The 1944-nt window shown below is 69.9% G+C and carries 2 protein-coding genes; one reads left to right on the forward strand and one right to left on the reverse strand.

Annotated features, from left to right (window positions below):
• Nucleotides 1-676: CehA/McbA family metallohydrolase (locus AC5LSR_RS17795; protein ID WP_250286590.1), on the reverse strand; the 676-nt coding region annotated here is incomplete at its 3' end.
• 642 nt (nt 677-1318) lie between these two features.
• On the opposite strand from AC5LSR_RS17795, the gene AC5LSR_RS17800 reads away from it, so the two are divergent.
• A partial coding sequence (locus AC5LSR_RS17800) for an ABC transporter substrate-binding protein (protein WP_493468699.1) occupies nt 1319-1944 on the forward strand: 626 nt, incomplete at its 3' end.

Consider the following 1944-nt stretch of genomic DNA (forward strand, 5'->3'; position numbering starts at 1 on the left):
CGGGTCCGGTGCTCGAGTAGTAGTGGCCGGCCTTGAGGGCCGCGAGGAGCGCTTCCGGGGTGAGGGTGTCGGCGCGTACCTGGACCCAGGCCGCACAGCCCGGCGGGTCCTGGGGCTGGAAGTGCGCGTCGTCGGCGGCGTAGGCGCCAAGCCGGTGCCCCCGGTTGAGCAGGATGTCGGTCAGATGCCAGCTGTCGCCCCGGTCCTCGCGGGCCGAGAGTGCGTTGTAGACCTCGACCGCGTGGGCCGCGTCCAGGCTTTCGGCGTCGGCGAGGGTGAGCAGCGAAGCCGCGGGGTGGGCCATGCCGATGAACGCGCCCGCGGCCCGGGCCCGGCGGGCCAGGTGCGGTCCGCTCTCGCCGGGCTCGGGAGGTGGGAAGCCGAGTGGCACCCCCACGGCGACGATGTGCCACTCCGAGGAGAACTCGGTGCGCGGGGCATGCAGCTCCGCGCCCAACAGTGTGGTGAATCCGGGGGTGCGCAACGGCCGGGTGTCTGTCAGCGGGAATCCGTACCTGGCCCGGAAGTGATCGGTGATGGCCAGGAAGTCATAGCCGGCCTCCCGGTAGCGGCGCCCGATCTCCGCCGGCGGCAGTGCCCCGTCGGACCGGTCCGAGTGGGTGTGGAGATTGCCCCGCCAGAAGCGGCCGGGCCGGTGGAACGGCAGGTCGATCACGGGTACTCCCTGGACTACGGGCAACTGGTCGTTTGCCGAGACTCCGCCCCCAGGCTGCCGTCAGGCCGTACAGGCTGGGCCGTCTGCGGCTTGGGTGGGGCGTGGCCGGACGATCCTGCCGCATCCGCGTCCAATCTTATCCATTTTTGCCCGTATTCGCGAATCCGGTGGGTCGCTGGCAGGTATTGCCCACTTGACTGGTTGGGATGGTCATGGTGCCGTTGGTGGTGTGTGGAGAACAGTTCTCCTGGTCGCTCGGATACACATCGACCTCATGCGGATGATCTGCGGGCGCTGTTACCGCGGCTGATCGGCTGCCGCCTGTACGGCCCCGTCTGCGCAGGCCCGGCGGTTCACCGTCTGCAAGCACCGCGCGTTCCACCGTCTCCCCTGTGCCTCTCGCCGCACCCGAGTCACATGGTCATTTACGCAGGCCGCCGCCGGACACGGGGGTTCGTGGCACAGGTCCTGATCCGCTGCGCTTCACCCACCCTTCCACAAAGGACGCCGACCCTCGTGAGAAAATCGCCGACCCGGACAATGCCGGTTCAGACGACAGCGCCGGTTCAGACGACAGCGCCGGTTCAGCCGACAGCGCCGGTCCAGCCGGCCAAGCCGATTCAGACGACCGGAACAGCCGGGATGGCGGCGGCGTCCGCCGAACATCCGGTGCGGGCGCTGCTGACCCGACGCGGCCTGCTGGCCGGTACCGGCGCCGGTGGGCTTGCCGCGCTCCTCGCGGCGTGCGGCGGTTCGACGGGTGACGCGGACGCCGCCGACTCCTCGGCGTCCTCGACCGCGGGCGGGAAGCGGGGAGGCACCGTCACCCTGAGCGCTCCGCCGCCGCCGACCGCGCTGGATCCGGTGACGATGTACGACGGCACCGCGATCGCCCTGGTCCAGCTCGTCGCCGACTACCTGATCTGGCTGGACTCCGACTTCCAGCTGCAACCCCGGCTGGCGACCGCGTGGACGTCGTCGGAGGCGGGCCGGACCTGGTCGTTCACCATCCGTCAGGGAGTCCTCTTCTCCGACGGCACACCTTTGGACGCGGCCACGGTGAAGGCGTCGTTCGACCGTCTGCTCGATCCCGCGAACAAGTCCGCGGCGCTGTCGGCGTTCGACACGGTGCTCAAGGCCGGCGGTGTCTCGCTGGCGGGCTCCGACACGGTCGTGTTCCGCCTCGAGCGGCCGTTCTCGGAGTTTCCCTATCTGGTGTCCGCCGGCAACTACAACGCGCTCATCCTGAAGCCGGACTACCAGGTGGG

It is taken from the genome of Protofrankia sp. CiP1_Cm_nod4, from assembly GCF_982290645.1.